Source organism: Nostoc sp. DedQUE02 (assembly GCF_034531035.1).
Classification (GTDB): Bacteria; Cyanobacteriota; Cyanobacteriia; order Cyanobacteriales; family Nostocaceae; genus Nostoc.
Genome location: NZ_JAVRBY020000020.1, coordinates 79,082 through 105,918 on the forward strand (window position 1 = coordinate 79,082; position 26,837 = coordinate 105,918).

At 42.2% G+C, this 26,837-nt stretch carries 23 protein-coding genes; 12 read left to right on the forward strand and 11 right to left on the reverse strand.

Annotated features, from left to right (window positions below):
* Positions 1-382 precede the first annotated feature (382 nt).
* Both RMX98_RS17345 and RMX98_RS17350 read left to right on the forward strand, forming a co-directional pair.
* Positions 383-664, forward strand: coding sequence for a DUF2281 domain-containing protein (locus tag RMX98_RS17345; protein ID WP_322677036.1), 282 nt, complete (start codon positions 383-385; stop codon positions 662-664).
* Entirely contained in the window at positions 661-1,035 is a 375-nt protein-coding gene (locus RMX98_RS17350; protein WP_322677035.1) for a type II toxin-antitoxin system PemK/MazF family toxin, read from the forward strand. Before RMX98_RS17345 ends, RMX98_RS17350 begins: the two co-directional genes overlap by 4 nt.
* Before the next feature lie 143 nt (positions 1,036-1,178).
* On the opposite strand, the gene RMX98_RS17355 is transcribed toward RMX98_RS17350, so the two are convergent.
* Positions 1,179-2,021 carry a DUF3825 domain-containing protein gene (locus tag RMX98_RS17355; protein WP_322677034.1) on the reverse strand — a complete coding sequence of 281 codons (843 nt, stop codon included), beginning with the start codon at positions 2,019-2,021 and terminating at the stop codon, positions 1,179-1,181.
* Between the two features lie 694 nt (positions 2,022-2,715).
* The gene (bchB, locus tag RMX98_RS17360) at positions 2,716-4,266 is read right to left on the reverse strand and encodes a ferredoxin:protochlorophyllide reductase (ATP-dependent) subunit B (RefSeq protein WP_322677033.1); all 1,551 of its coding nucleotides are present in this window, start codon (positions 4,264-4,266) and stop codon (positions 2,716-2,718) included.
* Positions 4,267-4,830: 564 nt separating this feature from the next.
* Between bchB and RMX98_RS17365 the strand changes: the two genes are divergently transcribed.
* Positions 4,831-5,523 carry a Uma2 family endonuclease gene (locus tag RMX98_RS17365; protein WP_322677032.1) on the forward strand — a complete coding sequence of 231 codons (693 nt, stop codon included), beginning with the start codon at positions 4,831-4,833 and terminating at the stop codon, positions 5,521-5,523.
* Positions 5,524-5,560: 37 nt separating this feature from the next.
* On the opposite strand, the gene RMX98_RS17370 is transcribed toward RMX98_RS17365, so the two are convergent.
* The gene (locus RMX98_RS17370; RefSeq protein WP_322677031.1) at positions 5,561-6,658 is read right to left on the reverse strand and encodes a DUF6745 domain-containing protein; all 1,098 of its coding nucleotides are present in this window, start codon (positions 6,656-6,658) and stop codon (positions 5,561-5,563) included.
* On the reverse strand, positions 6,645-6,938 hold the full coding sequence (locus RMX98_RS17375) for a hypothetical protein (protein ID WP_322677030.1): 294 nt from the start codon (positions 6,936-6,938) through the stop codon (positions 6,645-6,647). Before RMX98_RS17375 ends, RMX98_RS17370 begins: the two co-directional genes overlap by 14 nt.
* 529 nt (positions 6,939-7,467) lie before the next feature.
* On the opposite strand from RMX98_RS17375, the gene topA reads away from it, so the two are divergent.
* From topA to RMX98_RS17410, 7 genes are all read left to right on the forward strand, one after another.
* Complete coding sequence (topA, locus tag RMX98_RS17380) at positions 7,468-10,119, forward strand: type I DNA topoisomerase (RefSeq protein ID WP_322677029.1); 2,652 nt, start codon at positions 7,468-7,470, stop codon at positions 10,117-10,119.
* Between the two features lie 541 nt (positions 10,120-10,660).
* Complete coding sequence (locus RMX98_RS17385; RefSeq protein WP_012410890.1) at positions 10,661-10,801, forward strand: hypothetical protein; 141 nt, start codon at positions 10,661-10,663, stop codon at positions 10,799-10,801.
* Entirely contained in the window at positions 10,776-11,270 is a 495-nt protein-coding gene (gene aroQ, locus RMX98_RS17390) for a type II 3-dehydroquinate dehydratase (protein WP_322677028.1), read from the forward strand. Before RMX98_RS17385 ends, aroQ begins: the two co-directional genes overlap by 26 nt.
* A gap of 77 nt (positions 11,271-11,347) precedes the next feature.
* Positions 11,348-12,292 (forward strand): ADP-ribosylglycohydrolase family protein, encoded by a 945-nt coding sequence (locus RMX98_RS17395; protein WP_322677027.1) that lies wholly within the window; start codon positions 11,348-11,350, stop codon positions 12,290-12,292.
* Positions 12,293-12,532: 240 nt separating this feature from the next.
* Positions 12,533-15,271 carry an HD family phosphohydrolase gene (locus tag RMX98_RS17400; RefSeq protein WP_322677026.1) on the forward strand — a complete coding sequence of 913 codons (2,739 nt, stop codon included), beginning with the start codon at positions 12,533-12,535 and terminating at the stop codon, positions 15,269-15,271.
* 729 nt (positions 15,272-16,000) lie between these two features.
* Positions 16,001-17,356 carry a GTP-binding protein gene (locus RMX98_RS17405; protein ID WP_322677025.1) on the forward strand — a complete coding sequence of 452 codons (1,356 nt, stop codon included), beginning with the start codon at positions 16,001-16,003 and terminating at the stop codon, positions 17,354-17,356.
* Positions 17,357-17,770: 414 nt separating this feature from the next.
* A complete protein-coding gene (locus RMX98_RS17410; protein ID WP_322677024.1) occupies positions 17,771-18,031 on the forward strand; it encodes a Calvin cycle protein CP12 in 261 nt (86 codons plus the stop codon).
* Between the two features lie 158 nt (positions 18,032-18,189).
* Here the strand turns inward: RMX98_RS17410 and RMX98_RS17415 are convergent, their stop codons facing one another.
* The 3 genes from RMX98_RS17415 to apcB all read right to left on the reverse strand — a co-directional run bounded on the left by RMX98_RS17415 (position 18,190) and on the right by apcB (position 20,377).
* Positions 18,190-19,008, reverse strand: coding sequence for a TlyA family RNA methyltransferase (locus RMX98_RS17415; protein WP_322677023.1), 819 nt, complete (start codon positions 19,006-19,008; stop codon positions 18,190-18,192).
* A gap of 222 nt (positions 19,009-19,230) precedes the next feature.
* Positions 19,231-19,440, reverse strand: a complete 210-nt coding sequence (locus RMX98_RS17420) for a XisI protein (protein WP_409881585.1) — start codon at positions 19,438-19,440, stop codon at positions 19,231-19,233.
* Between the two features lie 427 nt (positions 19,441-19,867).
* Positions 19,868-20,377 carry an allophycocyanin subunit beta gene (gene apcB / locus RMX98_RS17425; protein ID WP_322674716.1) on the reverse strand — a complete coding sequence of 170 codons (510 nt, stop codon included), beginning with the start codon at positions 20,375-20,377 and terminating at the stop codon, positions 19,868-19,870.
* A gap of 357 nt (positions 20,378-20,734) precedes the next feature.
* Here apcB and glnA point away from each other — a divergent pair, with 357 nt between their 5' ends.
* A complete protein-coding gene (gene glnA / locus RMX98_RS17430; RefSeq protein WP_322677021.1) occupies positions 20,735-22,159 on the forward strand; it encodes a type I glutamate--ammonia ligase in 1,425 nt (474 codons plus the stop codon).
* Between the two features lie 111 nt (positions 22,160-22,270).
* Here glnA and RMX98_RS17435 read toward each other — a convergent pair whose 3' ends face one another.
* The gene (locus tag RMX98_RS17435) at positions 22,271-22,471 is read right to left on the reverse strand and encodes a hypothetical protein (protein ID WP_322677020.1); all 201 of its coding nucleotides are present in this window, start codon (positions 22,469-22,471) and stop codon (positions 22,271-22,273) included.
* Between the two features lie 370 nt (positions 22,472-22,841).
* Here RMX98_RS17435 and RMX98_RS17440 point away from each other — a divergent pair, with 370 nt between their 5' ends.
* The gene (locus RMX98_RS17440; RefSeq protein WP_322677019.1) at positions 22,842-23,741 is read left to right on the forward strand and encodes a ferritin-like domain-containing protein; all 900 of its coding nucleotides are present in this window, start codon (positions 22,842-22,844) and stop codon (positions 23,739-23,741) included.
* A gap of 602 nt (positions 23,742-24,343) precedes the next feature.
* Here RMX98_RS17440 and RMX98_RS17445 read toward each other — a convergent pair.
* From RMX98_RS17445 to RMX98_RS17455, 3 genes are all read right to left on the reverse strand, one after another.
* Positions 24,344-24,586 (reverse strand): hypothetical protein, encoded by a 243-nt coding sequence (locus RMX98_RS17445; RefSeq protein WP_322677018.1) that lies wholly within the window; start codon positions 24,584-24,586, stop codon positions 24,344-24,346.
* A 59-nt stretch (positions 24,587-24,645) separates the two neighbouring features.
* Entirely contained in the window at positions 24,646-24,873 is a 228-nt protein-coding gene (patX, locus tag RMX98_RS17450) for a heterocyst-inhibiting protein PatX (RefSeq protein WP_322677017.1), read from the reverse strand.
* 107 nt (positions 24,874-24,980) lie between these two features.
* On the reverse strand, positions 24,981-26,726 hold the full coding sequence (locus RMX98_RS17455) for an FAD-dependent oxidoreductase (RefSeq protein WP_322677016.1): 1,746 nt from the start codon (positions 26,724-26,726) through the stop codon (positions 24,981-24,983).
* Positions 26,727-26,837 lie beyond the last annotated feature (111 nt).

Sequence of the window (26,837 nt, forward strand, 5' to 3'; positions counted from 1 at the left end):
AGATTAAAACACTAACATGCATCTGCTTTTTTTTAATACGCGATATTGCGAAGCTTTAATGATGCTTTTTTTACTTCGCTACACTAGACACATCGGTTAAAGCTTTAGTGCGTTATTCTGCCTATTAGATCCCCGAAGTAATAATTTTGTATTGTGATATTTGTTCGTTTCTAATTTTAATTTATCAGTAAATTTCTGCGTTAAGGAATGCGATCGCTTGAGGGGTTGCAGCAGCGATCGCTATAGGGTAACATCTTGCAAGATAAGCTTTGTCAGCAATCGTATCTGTAAAGTCATACCTAATTCAAAGCTGATAAAAAAGTCTATTCTGAAAAATAGGAGCTATAAGTTACACTGTTCAGTAAAGATCGTGGCTGTAAGCATGAATTCTCTCAAAGAAAAGATTTTAGAGAAACTAGAACGCCTTCCAGAAAATGCACAGCAGGAAGTTCTAGATTTCTTACAGTTTCTAGAATGGCGAAAAGAGAATCGTCAGGAATCTCAGTTATCTGTAGTTAGTGAAGAATCTGATGCAGGATGGCTAGAGACTGACTTATCAAATTTAGGTAGCTATGAACCTTATGATTGGCAACCCGGCGAACTAGATAAGGGTTTGCCTGTTAAGTATGTTCCTGGAATGGGAGTAGTGATTGTTGAGGAATGACTACTCGTTCTTTACAGTTTGGGGATGTTGTAACAGTGCGTTTTCCTCAACAAAACCCTCAAGGTCGTGAGCAAGAAGGTTATAGACCTGCAATTGTTGTAGGGTTCCCTAACCGCTTGGGGATACCTCGCTTTTCGTTAATAGTTGTAATTCCAATGACTACTGATAGAGGACAAACGTGGGCAATCGCTTCACCAGATTTATATCCACGTTTTGCAGCAGGAGTTGCTGGATTAAGTTCGCCATCTATTGTTTTATTAGATCAGGTTAGGGTTTTAGATGTTAACCGTATTGTTGATTATCGAGGAAGCCTGAAACCTGAAGAGTATGAACCTATCGTAATTGGGCTTCAGCGCATTATTAGTCCTTGATTTCACAACAAGGCGATTACTTCCTTATACCTTATTCAAAAAAAGCAAAGATAAAATGATTACAATTGAAAAATAAACTATTGTAATCTCTTACTTTATACTTTTATCCTCCAATTGTAATCAGATAAGTAAGAACAGTAGATTTATGGATTCAACCAATCTCTGTCAGGACGTGTAATTAATCTTGCATCTATGTAGGCCATATCCATTGTTAATACAGTTCGAGCAAGATACATACCTCTGCTTTTATCCTTATCAACAACCAATGCTAAATCAGCTTGAATATCGCTAGTTAAGTGTAGAGGAAGTAGTAGTTGTATTCTATTTTCATACCAATGGGGTATTGCAAGTTTATAGTTTCTTGCTACCTTATCTCTTAGGGATTCAACTGCTCCTTTAATAGATGTTAATGCTAGTCTTGGGTGATCTTGAATTTGAATTGGAAGCCGATCTGAATTTTTTTGTATTATATGCTCATAATTTACATCTAGTTCTAAGCTAGTATCAAAAACTAAAGCACTAGGATCTGTTACATAACTATTAATCTTAGGCCGATTGGAAAAATGTTCTAATTTATGTGAATAAGACTCTGCAAAAGTATAGAAAGTCCAAGGGCATTGTTTTTTTTCTTCACACTGTTTGTTAGCAAAAAATGTTGCAAAAATTTCTTTTTCTTCTGGTGTCAATAGTCCCGTATTAAAACAAGCTTTGTCTTCATCTTCAGAATAAGCTATCAAACCAAGCTCCTGAGCTCTAAGAAATGTATAGTTGAGGTAATTTGTAAGTATAGGAAATCGTTGGTTGCTATATTTTTGCTCTTTAAACTCAGAACGTTCAAATCCCCATTGTTCAGGTTTTGCTAAACGAGCTAGTTCTTCAAAAGGCTTTTCCCATGTTTCTCCCGCAGGATATTGGAAAAAGGCAAAAGCCGTTTTTGGGTTTTGGTCTTTATATCGAATAAATAATGATTCAAACTTTCTCGGCATACTGCTATCATCAATTAGTATTCTTGTTGTAAGTAATATCTGGTTTATTATGTAACAGTGATTATACGTATTTATGAAACCTATTAATTTTTGTAAAATTATTAATAAAAAAGACACTCACAATAAGTATTCTTTCTTTTCAATGATAGATAATCCTGAATTTACGCGCCTACAGCTTCCTTCGCGGCGTACAATACCTCAGCGTTTATTTCTTTGAAACCGCGATCGCAATTAAATTTCTTGGTGCTGGACTAGATTTATATTCTGTTACATAAAATCATTGTTAAACAGCAGTTATTATTCAGACCTTGTATTCCGTTCTATGCGGCTTAAAAGGTCGATGATTGCTATCAATACTGCTATAAATCTATTTATAAAAATGTAGCTAATCACCACAGAAATTAAATTTGCAAAAACTAAAGTCGATCTAAAGATTAGTAGGGAAATAAAAACAACTACAATGATACAATAACCAATAAACTGAACTATTTTTAGAGTCGTAATTAATCCGGTGTATAGTCTATTTCCGTTAGGACTACTAGGTAATTGATTGCTGCTCATAAATACTTTATTTTTAATAAATTAGTTTGTCTATTAAAATTTATTTCATAATAAGCAGAAGAGTGTTTCTTTGAAAAAACACTCTTCTATGGAATTCTAGCTATCAGTTTTATAGCTGATAACTAAATTATCATTAAGCCCCGACAGCTTCCTTGGCAGCGTATAAAACCTCAGCGTTGATTTCTTTGAAACCGCGATCGCGCGCAAATTTCTCAGTATTACGTTTCACTTTGCCGCGAACAAATCCCGGAATCTTATTCAATTCTGCTTGACCATCTTTTGTCCAATTCAAATCAGAATCAGCAGAAATTCCTCTAGTAATAACTTCTTTGGTATCATGACCACCGAAGATTTCTAACAGGTGATCTTCCATTCCCAAAGTGAAGGAATTGTAGATTAAATCTGTAATCTGATTCGTGCCTTCATAACCCATAAATGGTTTGTAACCAATGGGGAAGTTTTGGACGTGGATTGGTGCTGCAATTACGCCGCAAGGAATATCTAAACGCTTACCAACGTGGCGTTCCATTTGCGTACCGAAAATCGCAGAAGGTTCGACACGAGCGATCGCATCCCCAATTTCACCATGATCTTCGGAAATCAGCACTTCATCGCAATACTCGCTAACCTGTTCGCGGAACCAATCTGCATCGTATTTACAGTAAGTTCCAGCCCAAACAACATGAATCCCCATTTCTCGCGCCAGAATCTTGGTAATGGCGGCGGCGTGGGTATTGTCACCAAAAACCACAGCTTTTTTGCCAGTCAAGTTTTGACAGTCAATCGAACGGGAGAACCAAGCAGCCTGAGAGACATGGAGGGTTTGCTCATTAATGAAGTCTTCGTAGTCAACTTCTGCACCTTTTATAGTGAGCGAAGTCGAACTATGAGCGTTAATTACCTGCTGAATCTTGCGAATACAACGGGCAGTTTCCACTACACCCATCGGAGTAATGTCTATATAAGGTGTGCCGAATTGTTCTTCTAGGTAACGGGCTGTAGTCAAACCGAGTTCACGGTAAGGTACGAGGTTAAACCAGGCTTTCGGCATCTTCTTCAAGTCGTTCACCGAAGCGCCTTCAGGAATTAAAGTATTCACTTCAATCCCCAAGTCAGCCATCAGTCGTTTGAGTTCAGTGCAGTCGTGATTGTTGTGGAAGCCAAGGGTAGTAGTACCGATAATGTTCACTGAGGGTTTCTCAGTTTTGCCCTCTGCTAATTCGCCCCGTCTCCGGGCTTTTTCAATGTAGTATTGGACGATTTGATCCAAAGTGCGATCGGCGGCTTGCAGTTCGTTGTAGCGGTAGTGGTTCACATCCGCCAGCATGACATCACCTTTGGCTTCCAACTGCGCCCGTTCGACAAAGTTGTGCAAATCCTCTTGCAAAATGCTAGAGGTGCAGGTGGGAGTTAACACAATCAAATCTGGGCGTTCCTCGGCATCCTTACGGGTAATGTTATCTACCACCTTCTCTTGGGAGCCGCGTGCTAAAACGTTGCGATCGACAACACTGGTTGTCACCGGAGTAAAATCCCTCTCCCGCGATAGCATAGAGCGCATGACGTTAAAGTAGTCATCGCCAAGTGGAGCGTGCATAATCGCATGAACATTTTTAAAAGAACTAGCGATTCGCAGAGTGCCGATGTGGGCTGGGCCAGCATACATCCAGTAAGCCAATTTCATGTTTGTGTCTCCCTTTTAAACTCAAATAACTAAGTAAATGGGCGTAAAAAATATAAGATAGAGCTTACCACCAACCCCTTTGGTGCGTAGATTTACCTCGTAGGCATCGCACAGCGTGCCGTTGGTAAAGAAGGGGAGAGGTTTGGAGAGAGGTATTATCTTTAATTCAGCCCATTTACTTATAAGTGCTTGATTATTAAACCGTTTCTGATTTTCTCAAACCTGCTGGCTGAAAAAAAATAAGGTTTGTTGCGGGTTTTATAAGAGGCGATATAGCTAAAACCTATTTACTGCTTGGGATGCAGCTATCAATTTAAACAATATTGCTGTTAGTTTTGTAAAAAAATCTTAATGTTCAAACAGAATTCAGGAGTCAGGGGTCAGAATTCAGAATTAATTCTGTACTCTACCCGCTATTAATGGCGAGTCTGAATCCCCGCAAAGAGTGATTCTGATTCCTGAATACTGACTTCTGAATTCTTCTTCAAGAATCTCTCATTCCCTAGTCGGTTGCGTTTTTACCTAATTCGCTAAGATGTACACAAGCTCATTTTCACAACAATTATGGTGAAAACACCCTCCCAGCTTTGGACAATTCCTCCTTTGGAAAATGGCGACAAACTTACCCGCTACGAATTTGAGCGTCGCTATAATGCCACCTCTAACCTGAAAAAAGCTGAATTAATCGAAGGAATTGTCTATATTATGCCAGCTGCTCTGCGTTTCCGAAGTCACGGTCAACCGCATGGTTGGATTTTGACATGCCTTGGTACTTACGAAGCTGCAACTCCTGGTGTAGCGTTGGGAATTGAACCTACCGTCCGCTTAGACTTAGATAACGAACCTCAACCCGATGTTGTTCTGTTGATTGAACCGGAAGCAGGTGGTCAAACGCGGCTGAGTGAAGATGATTATATTGAAGGTGCGCCAGAGTTAGTTGTGGAAATTGCTGCTAGTAGTGCAGCTATCGATCTTCATGGCAAAAAACAAGCTTATCGTCGCAACGGTGTCAAAGAATATATTGTTTGGCAAGTTTTAGACCAAAAATTGACTTGGTTTTCTCTGGAAGAGGGTGAATATCGGGAATTAGTACCTGACAATGAAGGCGTTTTGCGAAGTCGAGTATTTCCAGGGTTGTGGTTAGCGGCAACGGAGTTATTAGCAGGTAATATGCAGGGTGTATTGAAGGTTTTGCAAGCAGGTTTGCAGTCTGCTGAACATGGCGATTTTGTCAATAAATTAGGTAGCGATCGTTGAACAATTTCTAAATGGGGAAAGTCTCTTAAACAATTAATTATGTTTGCACAGCAAATTCCTCTGGATCTACACCCCAATTCACCCAACGAATTGCTTCACGCGCTGATTTCATATTCGGTGGAACTCGTAAGGCGTGAATAAACCCTGTACTGGGGCAAGTCATTTTTAATAAGTAAATTGGTTCTTCATTTACATCAGCATCTATTTTTAATAGAGTATATTCTTTCCAAAAATCTAATTCAATAGCTTGTAATTCTTGGCAAATTCTGACGTAACCGATACCCTGAATTAACACTCGGCGTAGTTCGGCGTTTTCCTCTGTCAAAAGCCATTCAGCTTGCCATTGCTGCGGATGGATTTTACCGTATTTTTCAGGTAAGGTTACACCGTGGTAGGAGTAGAGGCTATATCCATCGGTAAATTCAATGGCAGGTTCACCTTCAGCGTGGAGTCGGTTTTGATTGTTGAAGCGTAGGTGAAGGGGGCGATCGCAGATAATACAAATGTCATCATACGCAAATAACCAACCACATTCTTGAATTAAGGATTGAAATACTGTCCATTCCTGTTCAGGATGAACAATGTTCAAAACAGAGATACAGAAATCAAACCCAGTCATCCAATTACCATGACTTTCAGGTTTAAAGCAATCATTAAGTTGCATTTCAATCCACCACGAATGATCCTCTGGTTGTTCGTTTAATTGAGTGCTAAATTTCTCATTTAAGTTGTTGAATATTTCATGATTTAAGGGATCATCTGCCACATAATAAAAACAGTTGTCTAATTGCCTACATACTTGACTTCCAAACTTTTGATTGAGTATACTCGAAAGTTTTTGAAAGAAATGAGCCGAAAATAAGCTTCCTATACTATTTGGTTCATTGAGGTAATTGTCTAGAAATTGAGGTGAAAGTCGTTTTAGCATCCAGTTGCAGGCTGCATAAGGACTATCCTGAAAAAATATTTCAGGCTCTTCATAGCCAAAGTCAATTGCAATATAGGCAGCTTTTACAGCTTCCGCCGCTTTCTCTCTATCAATTCGCTCAGTTGAAAGCGCGATCGCTCTCCACTTCTCTCGATAAACTGGAATTAAAGCCTCTTGCTCAGGCGTTAACTTTTCAATCAGCGACATAACGCCAACCTTCAGGCTCGTATTCTCGCTGAATTTTCACCATCCAATCACCTTGGGGAATAGAAATAGCTTTATGCTCTTCATGAGCTAGCAATGCTGACTCTGAAATAACACGTAAGTAAAGTGTGCTATCTTTTTCAGATAATTCAGCCTTGCCCTCAGTAATACGATGTTTATGGCCTGTAATTTCGCCTTCTGCCAAAGTTAAATGAGGTATTTTTTGTCCTTCAACCTGCTGCACAGGTAGTAAGATAACATCACCCTGACGAATTGGTTTCATGGTTTTGCTTTCCTGACATGGGTACAAATCCCACTTCGCTTTTGCTCTCAAATTTAATTTAATTTTGGCACAAGCTCTATTAGGGTAGGGAATTGGGCATGGGGCATGGGGAATTGGGAATATGGGAATTGGGCATTGGGAAGAGGACAAGGAAAAAGACTTGTTACAAGTTATCACTCAAGTCCCCTTGTCTCCCTGCTCCCCCTGCTTTCTTATCTCCCATTCCCCACACTCTATGCCCTATGCCCTATGCCCAATTCCCCAATTAAAAGATATTTTGAAAACTGTAGTCGCCAATTATGCGTTAGATAAGTTAAAGATTGAAATAGCTGGAAATTTAGACCCAGTGTACCCTCATTTATCCTCTGGGATAGACTGGGCAATAAGTCCAGCGAATTTTCTCCCAAGCAGGCAGTTTATGTGAGGATTAAATCACCGCCCTAAGCGTGACCTTTTATCTTGACAATTTGCAAAAATTACCTCAATTTGACTGTTTAGCTTACTAGCTCTTCTTTTTATTGAAATTTCCATGTCAACTCTCGTCATCGTCGAATCTCCAACCAAAGCTCGTACCATTCGCAACTACCTGCCAGCAGGCTATCGGGTGGAGGCGTCTATGGGTCATGTGCGTGACCTCCCTCAGTCGGCTAGTGAAATTCCTGCTGCCGTCAAAGGGGAATCATGGGCGCAGCTAGGGGTAAATGTGGACGCCGACTTTGAACCGGTGTATGTTGTCCCGAAAGACAAAAAGAAAATTGTTACCCAGCTCAAAGATGCCCTCAAGGATGTAGATGAACTGATTCTGGCAACGGACGAAGACCGGGAAGGTGAAAGCATTAGTTGGCATTTATACCAATTGCTGAAACCGAAAGTTCCGACTAAGCGGATGGTGTTTCACGAAATTACCCAAGAGGCGATCAAAAAAGCTCTGAAAGACTGCCGCAATATTGATGAGCAGTTGGTTCGTGCCCAAGAAACTCGGCGAATTTTAGATCGATTGGTGGGCTATACCCTATCTCCATTGCTATGGAAAAAAATTGCCTGGGGATTATCTGCTGGGCGAGTGCAATCCGTAGCCGTGCGACTTTTAGTCACTAGGGAACGCCAACGCCGCGCTTTCCATGAGGGTACGTACTGGGATTTGAAAGCTAGTTTGTCAAAGGAAAAAACCCCCTTTGCTGCCCAATTGGTAACATTGGCAGGAACCAAAATCGCTAACGGCAGCGATTTTGACGCAACGACCGGACAAATTACCGCAGGTCGCAATGTCTTATTGCTCAACGAAGATCAAGCCGTAGCGCTCAAGGAACGCCTAACTGGTAAAACTTGGAGTGTTACCGAGATGGAGGAACGTCCAGTGACGCGCAAACCGTCGCCACCGTTCACCACCTCAACACTGCAACAAGAATCTAACCGGAAATTGCGCCTCTCAGCCCGTGACACAATGCGGGTTGCCCAGAATTTGTACGAGCAGGGGTATATTACCTATATGCGGACAGATTCGGTACATTTGTCAGATCAAGCGATCGCAGCAGCTCGCAGTTGTGTAGAAAAGCTCTACGGTCAACAATACCTCAGTCCCCAACCCCGGCAATACACCACCAAATCCAAAGGCGCACAAGAGGCGCACGAAGCAATTCGTCCAGCAGGTAGCACCTTCCGCACGCCCCAAGAAACTGGTTTGGGCGGTCGAGAACTTGCCGTTTACGATTTGATTTGGAAGCGGACTGTCGCCTGTCAAATGGCTGATTCCCGCCAAACTCAAATTACTGTGCAATTGCAAGTCGAGGATGCTGGATTTCGTTCTTCTGGCAAGCGGATTGAATTTCCCGGATACTTACGTGCCTACGTCGAAGGCTCAGACGACCCGGAAGCAGCACTGGAAGACCAGGAAGTAATTTTGCCGAATCTGCAAGTGGGAGATCATCCGAATTGTACAGAGTTAGAAGCCGTTGGCCACGAAACTCAACCACCAGCTAGATACACCGAAGCGACTTTGGTGAAAACATTAGAAAGTGAAGGTATCGGTCGTCCCAGTACCTACGCCAGCATCATTGGCACAATCATCGACAAGGGTTATGCCCATTTGGTGACTAACGCTCTCATTCCCACCTTCACCGCTTTCGCCGTCACCGATTTGCTGGAAAAACATTTTCCAGACATCGTTGATCCTAGTTTTACCTCGAAGATGGAGCAAACTCTCGATGATATTGCCACAGGTGAAGCGAAATGGCTGCCCTACTTACAGAAATTCTATCTGGGAGACAAAGGACTAGAAACACTGGTTAAAGAGCAGGAAAGTCAAATTGATGCCACCAAAGCTAGGACTGTAGCACTGGAGAATCTAGATGCCAAAGTCCGCATTGGGAAATATGGCCCTTATATTGAAGTCGTAAATGGTGAGGGAGTTATCACTGCCTCAATTCCCAAAGACCTGACACCAGCTGACCTCGACCCCAAACAGGTGGAAGTATTGCTGCGACAAAAAACCACTGGCCCTGACCAGGTAGGTCGGCATCCCGAAACTGGCGAACCGATTTATGTGAAAATTGGTGCTTACGGGCCTTATGTCCAATTGGGTGATAAAACCGACGAAAACCCCAAACCGAAACAAGCCTCTTTACTCAAAGGTGTCACCCCAGAAACCGTTACCCTAGAAATGGCTGTTGGTCTGTTGGCACTACCCAGAACATTAGGAGTTCATCCAGTTACTGGCGGCAAAATCCAAGCGAGTTTGGGACGCTTTGGCCCTTATGTAGTTCATGACCAGGGTAAGGAGGGGAAAGACTACCGCTCCCTGAAAGCTGCTGATAATGTATTGACAATTAGCTTAGAACGTGCATTGGAATTATTGTCCGAACCAAAAAAGGGACGTAGTTCCACCAACAGCAAGTCTAAGGCAGCCTTACGCGAATTGGGTACACATCCAGAGGACGGGGAAACAATCAACATCTACGATGGCCCTTATGGCCCTTACATCAAGCATGGCAAAACTAATGTGAGTATCCCAGAAGGTCAAACAGTAGAAGATGTAACCCTGGCTGCGGCGCTGAACTTGTTGGCAGCTAAAGCATCGACTGGAAAATCGACTCGCAAAACGAGTAAATCAACGAGTTCCAAATCGAAGTCAACTGCTAAGTCCTCAACGACCGCTACGAAAAAAAAGGCTACAGAAGCCTAGTTACAAGTCAAAGGATTTGAGATTTTAAATTTTGGATTTCTTTGACCTAAAAGAGAATGTTAATGTAGCTGGACGTTAGTCTGGTACGAAAAATCAAAAAATCTAAAAAACGCTCGTTCGCGTAGAGTGTCGCTAAAGCCAAAACTGCGCTAACGCGTAGCATCTCGTAGAGAAGCTATGCCGAAGGCGTTGCCTTTCAAGGGCGAGTTCATCTCCCCGAATCCCAAAGGGAGAAGAGAAGGCTTTAGGCTGCGCTATCGGCAATCTAAAATCTAAAATTGGAAAATTGGCGCTCAAGAGTCCAAAGTCTGACTCTTGCTTGACCCTTGATACCCATCCTTGATAGGATACAGTTTTATCGGTTGCAAGTGTGATAGTCTAAAAGGTAAGGGAAAACACAACGCCAAATTTTAGAAGTGGCTTATGTCCCAAATGCGGGATTGTGTATCGACCCGATTGGAAGCCAGAGGTGCGAAAATATGCCATTTTCTGCGTACCTGTTAATCAAAAATTGAGGTAGTATCTCAGGAGCAGTCTGTTCATGGACTATATAGAAAAGGTGCTGGAAAAGCTTAAGGAATTAGCTCGTAGGCTAATTGAAAGCCTGTTAGGGCCGGAGGCTGAACCGGAACCGGAATTGATTCCGATTCCTGTGAATGATCGCTCACGCCGTCGCCACTAACCCCAAAGTGCTAAACTCGACTTTGCAATCCTTAAGCATTCTGGCACTGCATGGGCCAAACTTAAATTTGCTAGGACAGCGAGAACCAGGAATTTATGGTTCGTTGACACTAGCTGAAATTAACCACCTGTTAGAAGAAGAAGCATTCAAGTTACAGGCGAAAGTTTTTCCTGTGCAGTCAAATCATGAAGGGATTCTGGTAGATACTATTCATGGCGCATTAGGGCAATATCAGGGAATTCTGATTAATGCAGGTGCGTATACCCATACAAGTGTCGCATTACGAGATGCGATCGCTGCTGTCAATTTGCCCACAGTAGAAGTACATCTGAGCAATATTTACCGCCGCGAAGATTTTCGCCATCATTCGTACATCGCCCCTGTCGCGATCGGACAAATAAGTGGTTTTGGCGTTCAAAGTTACTTGTTGGGCTTACAAGCTTTGGTGAATCATTTGAGAAAAGATTAAAAATAACTCAATTTTAGATTTGATATTTTAGATTTTGGATTAAATTATTCAATCCAAAATCCAAAATCCAAAATTATATGCGTTACTCTCCCATAAGTCGGTTTAAAGGTACTTTACTCGGAGCATTTTTAGGGGGAAGTTTAGGTTCTGGTGGTGAAATCCAATTTCAGAGTTGCCTAGATTTAGGCACAATGGCGATTCTGGGTATCCAGAGTTTGATTGCGTTGGGTAGATTAGATTTAGATGATTGGATAGAGCGTCAGCAACAAGAATCTCCTCATTTAGTAGCAACTGACGACATCTCCATAAAAATAATTATTGCCACACTACCAGTAGCACTCTTTTTTCACGAAAATCCAATTAAGCTGAGACACAACTTGCTGCGTGTGCTAAAAATCTGGCAAGATGACCCAGTAGTAAGGGATGGAACACTAGCAATAGGATATGCGATCGCTCTTGCCCTAACTGAAAAACTTCACCCCCTAACCCTCATCCCGCAAACAATTTCTTTTATCGGAGAAACACCGACATCAATACCAAAAAAATTATTAAGAGTCCAGAATTTATTAGAGCAAGGGGCTGGATTGTCAACGGCGCAAGCTGAATTCGCCAGGGAAGAAAAACTCAGTAATATTATTGCTATGGCATTTTACTGCTTTTTGAGTACCTTAGAAGACTTTCGCCTGACAGTTTTGCGGGCTACTCACAAAGAGAATTTGAAAGTGCAAGATGCTACACCTCTAAGCTCACAAGCTACAGGTGCAATTGCTGGTGCTTTATCGGGAGCATATAACGGTACTGGCGGAATTCCAATAAATTGGCAAGTCTTGCTCTTACAAAAGAATTCTCCAGTATGGGGACTAGCTAGTTTTTCCCAAATGTTAGAATTGGGCGATGCATTTGTGGCGGTGTGGTCAGGAGTGTATAATCTTACCTTAAATCCAAGGGAGTTATCAGAAGAGGGATGTGAGGTGGCTTTGCTTTCAATTTACGCGGCTCCTCGTGTTATTCGCTCGCGTTAATTTTACATTAACCAGATAGGGCTTAAACCCTTTGTTAAAGGTAAGCAACTTCCATCACAATATACTAATCTCATATACTAGAGTTTTTCAGCAAACCTTCGGACTGATTCTGTAGCTAGCTATTGTGGCAAATCAGCAACAAAAAAGCCCCCGCCACTGAGTTGCAGCAGCCGCAGATTAAACTTTCCTGGTGATTGTCTTTTTTTGAGCTATCAAAGTCGGCAATTGCAGGCAGAGATAATGACAATGCAGCAATTTTTGCAGTTCTTGAACCAGCAATTGACTCACTGGCGGCGACAGTACAAAACACTACGCCGTAAAGGAAAGTTAATGAGAAGTCCCAAAGGTAAAACCCATAGAAGGAAACTTCTAGGGACTATGCTCAAGAATATATTTCTGTTTTTATCAAAAACTAATGACAAGAACGTAGGCGCAGCCCGTCGTCGGCATCGCCAAAAACAAGAAAGAGCGCTAAACTCAAAGGCAAAATCGGTTAAAACTAAGAGTAGTATTTATGCAGTCGCTTTAAATTGGGCACATGAACAGCGTTACTCAGTGGTTTTGGCGATCGCTTTAGTGTCTCTCACAGGTATTATTGGGCATAAATTATATAATCAGACTCAACTCCAAGTCGGACATCCCGCGCCCCAAACGATTACAGCGCCTTACACAACTAGGATCGAAGATCAGAAGAAAACAGAAGCCGAGCGCAAAGCCGTCAGTACCAGCTCTTTACAAGTGTTGATGCTTGATGCGCGAATGAACGAAAAAATCAACGAAAATTTGCAACAACTTTTGGATGATGGTAACGAAATTCGCGCTGTTGCTGGAGCTTTTCCTTTTTTTGATCCTGTAATTTTGTCTATCTCTACTCAGCGTTACCTCCGCTCTTGTCCTGATTTGGAATGGCAAGCACTGCTATCATCTATAGAAAATAGTAAAAATCAGCAAAAGAAAGGAACAGGGCAAACCACCGCTTCATCCCGTTCATTATCCATAACTGCACCCAATCAGAAACGCCAGCCCCGGATAATACCCAAATCTGATTCACAGAGTTCACAGAAGACAGAGCGAGTCGATTTTTCTCAAAACACTGACTTTACTCAAGCAGTAGCTGAACTAGAATCTTACCGTCTCACAACTTCTGAAAAAAGCTTGTCTTTATTAATTGCCCAAATTTCCCAAACCCGCCAAAGATACGCCCAAGCCACTGCCAAACTTTTACAGTTAGAGACTGTTAACCCAGAAGCAGTATACGAGGAATCACTGCTTTTGGATTTGTCAGATGTGGAGTGGGAAAAGACACAAACGGGAATTCATCAAAGTATAGAGCGGATTCTCACCCAAGGAATTCCACAGGGGCTGCCAAAAAATATCTTACAAGATGCGGTGAGTTTACAATTACAGACCTTTGTACCAGAATCTGCTGAAACTTTGGCAAAGAACCTGTTGTTAGCTGTACTTAAACCGAATCTGAAAAAAGATGAAGAACAAACCAGACAAAACGCTCAAAAGGCTGCGGCTGTAGTGCCACCGGTGATGGTAAAGATACGGCATGGTGAGGTGATCGTCAAAAAAGGGGAGCAGATTACTGCATGGAACTTCCAGGTGCTGGAGCATTATCACCTGATTCGCCGGGAGGTAAAGTGGCAGGAGTTGGTGAAGTTAGGAAGTATTATTGCGATCGCTATTGGTATTTTTGTTTGGGTAGAACGGCATATTGATTATGAATTGCGACAACGCGATCGCCTGTTGGTGTTACTGCTAACTTTGAGTGTGCCAGGAGTAATCACCCTCGGATTACCTTATACCACTTGGAGTGCCCTTGGTTTATTGCTGGGAAGCTTTTACGGCCCGACTTTGGGGTTGACAGTTGTTGGGCTGTTACTGCCGATATTAGGCATGAACTTGGATATGAGCAAAGCTGCGCTTTTAGCCGGTGTTGGCGGAGGAATATTAGGTAGTTACATTGCACAACGATTGCGATCGCGTGAAGAGTTGGCCTTATTAGGTGTTGCGATCGCCTTAACTCAAGGTGGCATTTACCTGGTTGTTAAAATCTTAATTGGTCAAGCATTCGGTTCAACTTGGTATATTGTCTTCCAAGAAGCCGGCTTGTTTGCTTTATCCGGCTTAGGCTGGAGTGTTGTCGCCTTGGGCTTGAGTCCTTACCTAGAAAAGGTTTTTGATTTAGTCACCCCAATCCGTCTTGCAGAACTGGCAAACCCTAATCGCCCTTTATTAAAACGACTCGCTACTGAAACTCCCGGAACTTTTCAACATACACTGCTTGTAGCGACCCTTGCTGAAGCTGCTGCCAAAGAACTAGGATGCAATGTTGAGCTAGTTAGGGCTGGAACATTATATCACGATATTGGTAAAATGCACGACCCTCTTGGTTTTATTGAAAATCAAATGGGGGAGCCGAATAAACACGATACAGAGATTAAAGATCCTTGGAAAAGTGCAGAAATTATCAAAAAGCACGTAACTGAAGGGTTAGTGATGGCGCGTAAACACCTTTTACCAACGGCGATTCAAGCTTTTATTCCAGAGCATCAGGGAACGATGCTGATTGCCTATTTCCATCACCAAGCCCAGCAAATGGCTCAAGAAAATCCGAGTTTAACAGTAGACGACGCAGATTTTCGCTATGATGGCCCGATTCCGCAATCACGGGAAACAGGAATTGTCATGTTAGCAGATTCTTGTGAAGCAGCGCTGCGATCGCTACAAGCATCGGCTCAACCTCTGGGAAAGAAGCCATCGCTTAAAGATGTCTCTACAGAACAAGCTTTAACAATGCTCAATAATATTCTGCGTGCCAAATGGCAAGACAATCAACTCGTAGATTCAGGACTAACACGCGAAGAAATGTCACAAATTGCTCAAATATTTGTCGATGTTTGGCAGCAATTTCATCATAAACGGATTGCTTATCCGAAATTGAAGGCTAGTAGCACTGCACGGAATTCATAAATTACAGCAATCTTTAGACCTCTTGCAAAAGTGCTTTTTGCACTCTTGTGGGAAAAGGGTAAAGGTTATGGTTCGGCAAGCTCACCAACCGCGGGAAAGGCAAAATACAGAATCTTTCCCTTTCCCCCCGCCCCTTATCCCCAGAGGGGGCCCCACCTTCCCCTTTTCCCGACAAATGCCAAGAAGTCTTTTGTTTACACCTAGTCCCCGACATTTTAAGCCTGGTGACTTTTTTTTATAGTCAAATTTGTTGGAGTATCAGTCTAAGAACTTTAGGGATATAAGATAGAGGTGTGTTCACTTTCTCAATTCTGGTAACGGGGTTGATATCGTTTCACTTTAAAATTGATACAAATAGGCAGCAGGGGGCAAAGGGAAAGCATTAGAGATCAATCTATTTGTATCAGGTATTTCGTGAAATGGTATGAGAGAGTAGACATTATACCAATTTGAAAAAAGGATGCGACAAATAGACCATTTGTAGAGACGCGATGAATCGCGTCTTTAGCCAAGGATGTGCTGCTAATAAATCATGCTTAAAATCTGAAAAACAGGGTTTTGAGCATTAAATGAGCATCTAAGAGAGTCAAAGCAAAAAGTGCTGGTATAGGACTCATATTTGATTTTTGAAAAAAATTCGGTATATTTTAATCTTCTGAAATCCTCTTGCCTATTGCCTTTTGCCTACTAAGCCAAGCGATTTCAGTAATCAAATCGGATTGCTATATTATGTCGGTTTATCGTAATCTGCAAGAAACTCATTTAAATCGTGCGCGCGCCAGTCTCAGACAAGCGTTGTCTTGGTATGGATATCTCCGCAAATCAGGACAGTTATCATCTAACCCAGAATTAGCAGGTTTGATGAAACCGGAATTGGAAGCAATAAATGCCACACTCAACAAGCTGGATTCTAACGTCATTAGAATTGCTGTCTTTGGTTTGGTGAGTCGGGGGAAGTCAGCAGTTTTAAATGCCTTGCTGGGAGACAAGATTTTGCAAACCGGGCCTCTGAACGGTGTCACTCAATGGCCTCGTTCCGTGCGTTGGCAGCCTAGTGATAAGGTACTAGTAGAGTTAATTGATACCCCCGGATTAGATGAAATTGAGGGTGAATCACGGGCGGATATGGCGCGAGAAGTAGTGCATCAGGCGGATTTGATTTTGTTTGTCGTGTCTGGTGATATCACGCGCACTGAGTATCAAGCACTGCTGGAATTAAGGCGATCGCAAAAACCCCTGATTTTAGTATTTAACAAAATAGACCTTTACCCAGATACAGACCAGGGAGTAATTTACCAAAATTTGCAACAACTGGGTGCTGGACATCCTCAAGCAAAACCTCTACTACCTGATGAAATTGTCATGGTGGCGGCAGAACCAGCGCCAATAGAAGTGCGGGTAGAGTGGCCCGATGGGCGTGTCAGTTATGAATGGGAAACACCACCACCGCAAGTAGACGAACTTAAAGAGACAATTCTGAATATTCTGAATCGGGAAGGGCGATCGCTTCTGGCTTTAAATGCACTAATCCAAGCACGGAATGCAGAAGCTGCGATCGCTGAAAAAACTATCGATTTACGCGAAAAGGAAGCCGAAGAAATTATTTGGCAATTTACCAAATACAAAGCTTTAGCAGTAATGCTCAATCCCATTGCTTTTTTAGATATCCTTGGCGGAACTGTTGCCGATTTGGCTTTAATTCGCGCCCTAGCTAGATTGTATGGTTTGCCGATGACTAGCTATGAAGCCGGGAAAATTTTAAAAACGATTTTATTTAGTTCTGGTGGCTTACTGTTGGGAGAATTAGGTAGCAGTTTGCTTTTGGGTTTAGGTAAAAGTACGGTTGCAATCACCAGTGGTGACAATCCCAGCAATATTACTGCTTTTGCTGGCAGCGCGATCGCCCAAGCTGGTATTGCCGGTTATGGCGCATACTCCGTCGGCAAAGCAGCCCAAGTCTATCTCGAAAAAGGCTGCACTTGGGGACAGTTGGGCGCTAGCAGTGTAATTCAAGAAATTCTTTCTCAAGTTGATCAAAATACAATTCTGTATCGTTTGCGACAAGAATTAGGTATAAAGTATTGATAATGAATAAGAATTGTTACTCATTGTTACCGTTTATAAGTGTTTATCAACTTCTATCAAACTCTTCTGACAATTGAGTAATATTCCCAATTTGGGATGCAAGATTGAGAGCATGACCACCTCTACTAGTGATTACAACTAGTGGAATTCCCTTACCTTTTTAAATCAAAGATGACTAGAGGGTAATTCCCACTAAAACTTGGCTAAAAAGATGGCGGTGTTTACCACTACCTTTTGTGGGAAGCCTATCTAAACTGGAAATGTGAGCCAGCCCGGTCTTGTTGCTCCAACAAAGAGGGACTGGCGTTAGCGCAGCGTTAGCGACGCAGGAGCGTCACCCGGAGGGTAAGCTTCCTGGGGTCATTGAAAGCTCACAGTCAATATCTATCTCTGTAAACTAAAGGTGAAAGTATCATGACAACTACCCTAAACTCATTTAAAACTGCTGGGGCGACAAATCTTGAAGAAGCCATTATTGATGCCATTACTGAAGCGCGTACAACTTGTGAGCTAAATGGTAGTGATTCAGCTGGTTGTGCCGTAGCTTGGGACATTGTAGAAGAACTACAAGCTGAAAAAGCCGATCAACATCAAGCAAAATCAAAGAAAACTTCTTTGGAAAATTACTGCGATCGCCATCCTGAATCCGTAGAATGTCTAATCTACGACGTTTAAGAAGAAAGAATTCAGGAGTCAGGTGGTCGCCGAATCTCGACTTCGTTCGATTTCCGCGCAGTCGAGGTGAGTCAGAATTCAGTATGAATTAGAGTCCGAAGCCAAATGAATATGTGGGTTTAGGTTTCCACTATTGATTCTGAATTCTGTATTCTTCTTTAACTCTTACGTAAATCAGTTGTTGCTGATTGCGTGATCTGCTTAATTGCTTCTAAATTAGGTGGTGGTGTTTCACTTTCCATTCCCAACCACAAAAGATATTCAATATTCCCAGCAGGACCAGTGATCGGCGACCAAGTTAAGCCTTTGTATTTCCATCCTAATTGGTGAGATGCTTGCAACACCTGGAAAATGGCATCCGCTTGGTCGTTTGGATCGCGCACAACACCTTTTTTACCTACACGGGATCTACCAACTTCAAACTGGGGCTTGACTAACAATACAGCTTCTCGGTTAGCTTGAGTTAGTTGCCACAAAGCAGGCAGAATTTTAGTTAAAGAAATAAACGATACATCAACTACCGCCAAATCAGGAATCGCGTCATTTTCGCCATATAACTCATCTGGTCTTAGTTGCCGTAAATTGGTGCGTTCCCGCAAAATCACTCGTTGATCATTTCGCAATCGCCAGTCAACTTGTCCATAACCGACATCGATACCGTAAACTTGTTTTGCTCCAGCTTGTAAGAGACAATCAGTAAAACCACCAGTAGAAATCCCACCATCTAGACAAATGCGTTCTGCTACTTGAATGGCAAATACTGACAAAGCTTTCGAGAGTTTTTCACCGCCTCTAGAAACGAAAGGCGATCGCTCTTTAATATTTATTTGAGCCGAAATATCAACTTCAGTACCAGGTTTATCAACTAACTGCTGATTAACAGTAACTTCCCCCGCCTGAATTAGTCTCTGTGCTAAAGCGCGAGAAGAACATAAATTTAACTCTACTAATAGTGTATCGAGTCGCTGTTTAGCCAATTAATTAGACTCTCCTGGTAAGATTAAAGCCAAAGCACGATTAATAAAACAAGTAAGTCTTTCAGGATTAATAATTCTTCCATTATCAGCACCTCAAACCTCAGCAATTTCTATTGTGTGACGGTTCTATCTAGTTTAGATAATAGAAGCTAATAGGTTTAATCTATGAGCGATCGCTATTTAAATGTATTATTCTTTGCAAATACACAATATACAAATAAGTTAAGATACAGCAAAATCGGTATATTGCCGTAGTTCAGCAGGATGGAAACCCAAGACAATATCTTCGCGCAAAATACCCGTTTCTAATAATGCCTCTGCAACTGGCTGGGAAGTACCATCATATTGAATCCACACTTTATCATTAATAATATCTATATGTACCACCGAACCATGTACGCGGCGCACTCCATCCCAGCCAATGTGTAACACTTCGTAGTGGTTTCGCTCCAAGTCAATGACTTTGATATTTTAAATAGGATAGCTGATTCTTTATTTGAACTTTTTATAGTATAGAGAGATGAATGAATATAAGATAAATAAGTGATAGAGATATAAGATGTTCCTTTGAGGAGTCGAAGAAAAGCTGCACCATGCAGAAATTCTATATCATTAATACTCATAGAACTATTGCCAACAATTATTTATATCAATAATAAACATTATAAGAGCAGGTATAAAATTTTCTCAGTAGTTATGCTCGTTGTAATACCAATTAATTTGTCATACAACAAATAATTTTTTGTATTAAGAAAAGTAAACGCACCTTGCCAATAAAGCCAAAGTGCGATATCTCTTAAGTCCACTTATGTGAACTTTGTTTGTATAGTTCTACGATTCCTAGTCCCAGGACTAGATCCTAAATATCTATCTCGCTCAACTCGCGTGTGATGTGATCGAATGGTTCATCTACAAAAGCACTATTAACCACACCTGCTGCTGCTACTTGCTCCTTAATTAGCTCCTTGAGAATCTGGATACCGCGAACCGTAGGGCCAATAGGTACTCCTAAAGAATTGTAAGTTTCCCGCAGCCCTTGCAGCACTCGTTCATCCAACACATTGGTGTTCCCAGCAACCAGTGCATAAGTGGCGTAGCGCAGATAGTAGTCCATATCGCGCAGACAAGCTGCATAACGACGAGTTGTATAAGCATTTCCACCAGGGCGAATCAATTCTGGCAGTTCTTCAAATAACTGTAAACCAGCTTGCTTGACAAGTCCAGCCGCATTAGAATTTATCGCCGCAGCTGCTTGTACTCTTGCTGTACCACTATCAAAGTAAGACTTCAGGCTATCGATCGCATTCCGGTCAAAATAACGACCAGCTAGGTCATAATTCTTAATTAAACTTGTTACCGCATCGCGCATTCCTTCTTCTCCCAATCTTTGCTATTTATGGTTTGATATTTATTTGGCTGCACTTATGCACCAGCAAAGTTTTGTGCTATTAAAAATAGATTCGGCACAAAAACAATCTATCCACTATCTATGGATTCTATGCCAAAGTTGACCCCTATATGATGAACTTTCCAGTTTTGTACAGATGATCGCCGAAAGGTTAATATAACCTGATAATCCAGATATCTGTAGCACAAGCTACAAAATCAGCTAATGTCTAGTATTTAAGATATTTCTGGTGTGTCACGGCCTGATTGAGATCGGCAGGGTTAGGATGCAATGTAATATTCTGGTTTACTTTAGGAAATTGGTAGAGAAGGAGTAACAATGACAACACCACAAGAAGTCTTGAAATTGATCCAAGACCAAAAAATTCAGCTGATCGATCTCAAATTCATCGATACAGTAGGGACTTGGCAGCACCTCACACTGTACCAGAACCAAATCGATGAGACTGCATTCACTGATGGCGTACCGTTTGACGGTTCCAGCATCCGGGGTTGGAAAGCGATCAACGAATCGGACATGACGATGGTACTCGACCCCAACACTGCTTGGATCGACCCCTTCATGGAAGTGCCAACACTAAGTATAATTTGTAGTATCAAAGAACCCCGCACGGGTGAATGGTACAACCGTTGCCCACGCGTTATTGCCCAAAAAGCTATAGATTACCTGGTTTCCACTGGTCTTGGTGATACAGCTTTCTTTGGCCCTGAAGCTGAGTTCTTTATCTTTGACAATGCTAGGTTTGCCCAAACCGCCAACGAAGGCTACTACTTCTTAGACTCCGAAGAAGGTGCTTGGAATTCCGGTAAAGCTGGTACAGATAACAAACCCAACTTGGGATACAAACCTCGCTTCAAAGAAGGTTACTTCCCAGTTTCACCGACGGATTCTTTCCAAGATATCCGTACAGAGATGCTGTTGACGATGGCACAATTAGGTGTACCTATTGAAAAACATCACCACGAAGTTGCTACTGGTGGTCAGTGCGAACTAGGTTTTCGTTTTGGTAAGTTGATCGAAGCGGCTGACTGGTTGATGATTTACAAATATGTCATCAAGAACGTTGCCAAAAAATACGGCAAAACCGTTACCTTCATGCCCAAACCAATTTTTGGCGATAACGGTTCGGGAATGCACTGTCACCAGTCCATTTGGAAAGACGGACAACCTCTATTTGCAGGTGATAAGTATGCTGGTTTGAGCGATATGGGCTTGTACTACATTGGTGGTCTTCTCAAACACGCACCAGCTCTGTTGGCAATCACCAACCCTAGCACCAACTCATACAAGCGCCTAGTACCTGGTTATGAAGCTCCTGTTAACTTGGCTTACTCCCAAGGGAATCGTTCTGCTTCTATCCGTATTCCTTTATCTGGTACTAACCCCAAAGCCAAACGTTTGGAATTCCGTTGTCCAGATGCCACTTCTAACCCCTATTTGGCATTTGCTGCAATGCTTTGTGCTGGTCTCGATGGCATCAAGAACAAAATCCATCCTGGTGAACCCTTAGATAAGAATATCTATGAACTCTCTCCAGAAGAACTGGCAAAGGTTCCTTCAACTCCAGGTTCTTTAGAACTAGCTCTGCAAGCACTAGAAAAAGATCACGCCTTCTTGACAGAATCAGGCGTCTTCACGGAAGACTTTATCGAAAATTGGATTGATTACAAGCTAGGCAATGAAGTCAAGCAGTTGCAGCTACGTCCTCATCCCTACGAGTTTTACCTCTACTACGATGCTTAATTAAGTCCGCATCTAATTAAAATTAACAGGTTTTGCCACCCTAAATTAAAGGGTGGCTTTTTTTTCCAGAGTTATCAGTTGAGACATTCACTCAGAAATCAACCCTAACCTTTAGCTCATGGAAGCATGACTCGGCCCATAAATCATCCGAGTGTTAGCATCAACCTTCCCTTGAATCGGGTTCCAGTAGTGGGATGCTTCTTCAGGAAGACCAAGTTCTTGTGCAGCCCGCATCAGCATTGATTGTTGGCGATTCTTGACTTGTTGATGTTCACGCGCCATTAACGCACGAGATTTATCTGCGATAGACATAACTATAGCCCTCTCTATTTTGTGAATATATAGTTTTTGTTTTCTTGAGACTACTATAACAAAAATTCTGTAACATAAGCTACTGTTTTAAAAATTTATATTTGCTTTTGCTGACAATATTAGTTATTTTTTCCCAAAACTAGAAAAATCTTCCCAAATCTACTTTGACAGCTAAAATCATCTGGCTTCAGGTTGTCTCACCTGAAAAAACACACCTTTCTCAAGACAGAACACTTATCCGTTACTTTTATTTACATTTAAAAGGTCTGACACTGTAAGTGACTAATTTTTGGGTGAAGCGGCATAAACACAACAGTTGCAAAAAATTAAGTTAGCATCAAATAAAGATTTACAAAACTTTACATAAGTTATGACAGTTACCTACCCGCGTAAATTTCAGAATGTTTTGAGTGCGAGAGATATATTGAAACAAGTGGTATGCGATCGCGACATCCATCTAATTACCCTCAACCGCTACCGTTATAGTGAACAACGTAGTTGCAAAGACCTGACTGAATTAATTGAACAACTCAATGGACAGCCACGAGAACTAGTGCGGGATTTGTCTCATCACATTTCAGATGAAGCTCGTCATGCCATGTGGCTAACTGACTTATTGGCAGAACTGGGAGCAGATATTGGTAATCCTCCTGGTTCTTCCTACATCAATGAATTTGAACGCCTACTTGATCGCGAACAAAAAGATCCAGCCCAAGACCTCGAAGATTTTGTGATTTCTTCTCTTGCTGCAATTAACGTTACCGAAAAACGGGGGTGTGAGTATTTCTCTGCCCATATTTATGCACTCAAGCAAGGGGCGCAAACACCAGAAAACATCAAAATTCGGGAAACGATTGAAAAAATTCTCCCAGAGGAAGCAGGACATGTCCGATGGGGTAATCGTTGGCTAGGAGAACTCGCGCGTAAGAGTCCAGAACATCGGCAAAAAGTAGAGCAAGCCAAGCGAAAATATACTGCTATTGAACAAGCTGCATTTGAATCAGGAATGGATATCACCTTGGGTGCAGAACTACGGCGAGTTGCCAATCTGCTGGAAGTGGCAAATACCATGCCGCTTTGGCAACGTCCCCAATACCTGATGGAACGCTTACCCCAAACATTGCTAGCGCCTGAGTTGCAATTTACTAGGATTCAGGCTGCACAAAAGGCTTGGCAGCGTGATCCACAGACGTTTATCGAGAAGTTTGTGCCAATGTTCCTCAACGGCATCCAGGGAACAGAAAGTAGCCGCAAGAAAACAACGGTGTAAAAGGGCATGGGGCATGGGGCATGGAGAAGAGACAAGGTAGACCAGGAAGAAGGGTGAGACAAGGAAGAGACTTGTTCAATAATTCCCCCTTGTCTTCCTTGTCTCCCCTGCCCCTCTGCTTCCCACTCTTCACTCTCTTTTCTTTAAGTAAAATTCATCTAAAAAGGCTAGATGTAAAATTTTGCATCTAGCCTTGGGTGTATAATAATTAAAATGACTAAGATGATCTGGCAGATCCTTCTTAATATTTCTTTCGTCGGCAGCCATCTGCGAGGAGAGCTAACCAGGGTACAAGAGCAAGAGTAGGTTAAGAATAGTAAAATTTATTAGCAAGTAAAATAAACCTATACTACTCATGCGAATTGATCGGCTAGATAAGCAAGAGATGAAACGAAAGAGATTTTATGCTTTAGCAAAAGACGCTAAACAGGCTTAGAGCAAAGATCAATTTTTAGCTGATGTAGATAATCAGCTACTCAGTGTATGAGAAGAAAATCTATTGGGGAATAAAGTGAAGTTGCCTTAAGACTGTTTCCTCAACAAGCAAAATGTCTGAATTAAATGTGCTTTAGATTAACTCATAGCCTAAGTAACATCTATTTCTAGAGCTGTTGAGGATTGAGATGCAAAGCTTTCCACCGAAAATGAGCAACAGTTGTAGAGCTTTTGAGGAGTTGGTAATGCTGTGAATCAAAGCACTTAATTTGATTTGCTTTTTGATCGGCAGGATTGAGACCAACTATATATACAAAGTTTGCAGTTGAAATACTAAGCGATCGCTGAAGACTTTCGTGTGTCAACTGTATATATCTTTGCCAGAAAAGCTGTGTAAAAGACGTTAGCACAACATCCTGTTTTCTGGTAATTCTGTTCCTTTGGGAAAAGAGGCATTACCTTACAGTAGTTAAACCACAGCATAGATAGTTAGGACTTTTTGTGTCACTTCTCTGCGCCCACTACCGCGATGACGTGGCGCATCATCTGAAGCTTGTTCAGATGCCGCCGAGAGCCACTGTTCCGAAGCAGGCGTGGAAGACAGCCCTGTTGATAAGTGATTGACCATTGCTTGGCAGTTAAAAGCTAAGGGGCCGAACACCAGACTCGATACTAAAAGTGAAATGGCAGCACGCATAGCAAATGTCTATTTTGGAACTCTCCACTTCACTGATACTTAGCTTTTTGATTAATATCCGGACAATTCATCAAAAAGTATTCTGTTTTACTGAAAATAAACTCTTCTTATCCTCCGTTTAAATGTTCGACTAATAACCAATTACCAGAGTGATTGTAACGACCCCACAATGTAACTAATTGTTCGTGGGGATAAGTGCGTAATTGCTCGTCGATATGCGATCGCAAAGTCACAAGCTGCCAGCTTTGCCCTTGATATGTGGCTGGTGCTGTGACAGTGAATCTATATTCCTGCTCTTCCAAGCGGTAAAAAATCCCTTTGAAACAGTTACTTTCCTGAATTAATGGCTTGTCAAAAGCAGATTCAGGGCAATCGCCACTAACTGGATAGGCTTGTGGGTTATCTAAGTAATACAGTTGCCAGTGCCGCCAATCCGAACGATTGGGGGGAAGATTAAACAAAGGAATAATCAGCGCTTTTGAGCGATTATCTTCTAATAAAGCCGTTTGCAGCTTTCTAATAGGTAAATCCCTCGGCTGGCAGTTTAATTCAACACATATCGCCGCCGCCATCCCTGCTGCTTGACCAATGCCCATAACCACAGGTTGCAATCTGGTAGCGCCATTGGCAATGTGGGAGACAGAAATATTCTTTTCACAAACCAAGAAACCATCTGTTGCGGCTGGAATTAGACAACTGTAGGGAATTGTAAAAGGAGTTCCAGTCCAACGCCCTCCCCAGCGGATGGATTTAGGTTGCAGTGAGAATTGAACACCAGGATAATGATGGTCATTGGCGTAGTTACCAACTGCGATTGCATCATTAAATATAGATGCAACTCTACCTTTGGCGATCGGCAAAATATCCTGTTCTCGGACAGTAGTTAGCCCCACTAAGCGGCGGCTTTCCCGGTAATAGGGATGCAGTGCAAAAGCTGTAGAGGCGTGAGGAAATACTTTTTCTGCTAAACCATAGCGACGACCAAGCTGTTTTTGGGTGAAATGAGCAAAATTTTGGCTGTGCCAGCGAGATTCTGGGATGAATTCACCTCTGGATACATCTGACTCTATCAATCGCCCTACCCCTTCGCCGTAGTCATTGCCACAGATTGGCCAATTCATCATAAACAGGCCACCGGGCAAACGTCCATAATTTAAAAATGTCTCTGCTCCATAGCCATCCCAAGCACCTGTAAACTGTGATGGATTATAGTTAGGCGCAGATGGAATCTCTGGTGCGATCGCTTCACCAAAGTCCTGCATAATCACTACATAAGTGGGCGCTTGCACAGGATATTTCTGAGTTAAAGAGTTAAAAGTCACTGGGGCGCTGGGTTCTCCCCACTCTGATTGCAATTCCCAACCCCAACGGTAAGGGATGTCAGCTAAAGCTAATAAATCTCCTAATTCTGTGCCATCGAGAATAATCTTGGCTGTGATAGCAAAATCAGCAAAGCGGACACCAGTTATAGAATCACCTTGTCGGAACACCTCTAAAGGCACTTGTCCAGAAATCCAATGCAAATTGGGCAATTCCTGCATCCAATCTGCAAAAATCTCTGCTCCAATTCGGGGATCGTAACTAAAAAAGCTTACCCAACTGTTATCTAATCCTCCAGGCTGTCGTTGTCGCAATTCCTGCAAAAACGCACCCCATAACCCCGTTTGAAAGGATTCTAATTCATTGCCATCGGGTACAGACACTCCTGCCGAAGTTAGCATTCCTCCCAACCAAGGAAATTCACTCACCAAAATGGTTTTAGCTCCCCGTCGTGCCGCTTGAATAGCAGCCGCAGTTCCTCCGGTTCCCCCACCAACAACTAAGACATCAGCTATGTATGTCTGATGAACCACGATCAAATCCTCCACCAGGGTTGAGCTATCTAGCTGATTTCGGTTGATCCTTGGCTCTACTTTTATCAGCTGAGTTTATAATTCACCTCTAGAAATCAGCTTTTGTCAAGT